The sequence below is a fragment of the Yokenella regensburgei ATCC 49455 genome, from assembly GCF_000735455.1.
In the GTDB taxonomy this organism is placed as follows: Bacteria; Pseudomonadota; Gammaproteobacteria; order Enterobacterales; family Enterobacteriaceae; genus Yokenella; species Yokenella regensburgei.
The window spans coordinates 1-313 of record NZ_JMPS01000049.1; the positions used below are offsets into that span (position 1 = coordinate 1).

Consider the following 313-nt stretch of genomic DNA (forward strand, 5'->3'; position numbering starts at 1 on the left):
ATATGCTTGCGGCATTAAATGCGGCGCAGGAAAAGGAGATTGACGCAGTGAGAGCGACGTTTAAGTCCGGGATGTTCTCCCAGGCCTGACGACGGGACACACACTCTGATATACTCGCAGGCCGAAAATGGCCTGTGGGCAAGGAGTCGTCAGTGGCAGCGGTCATCAATAACAATATGCTGGAAGCGATTCTGGCGGAAGTCAGGCCACTCATCGGCCGTGGTAGAGTCGCCGACTATATTCCGGCACTGGCCTGCGTTAAAGGGGACAAGCTGGGGATTGCCATCAGTACCATCGATGGACAGCATTTCTC

Annotated in this window: 1 protein-coding gene; it reads left to right on the forward strand. The window is 54.6% G+C overall.

All coding sequences use genetic code 11. The features are described 5' to 3' along the window. Nucleotides 1-152 precede the first annotated feature (152 nt). A partial coding sequence (locus GYRE_RS24545) for a glutaminase (RefSeq protein ID WP_211248368.1) occupies nucleotides 153-313 on the forward strand: 161 nt, incomplete at its 3' end.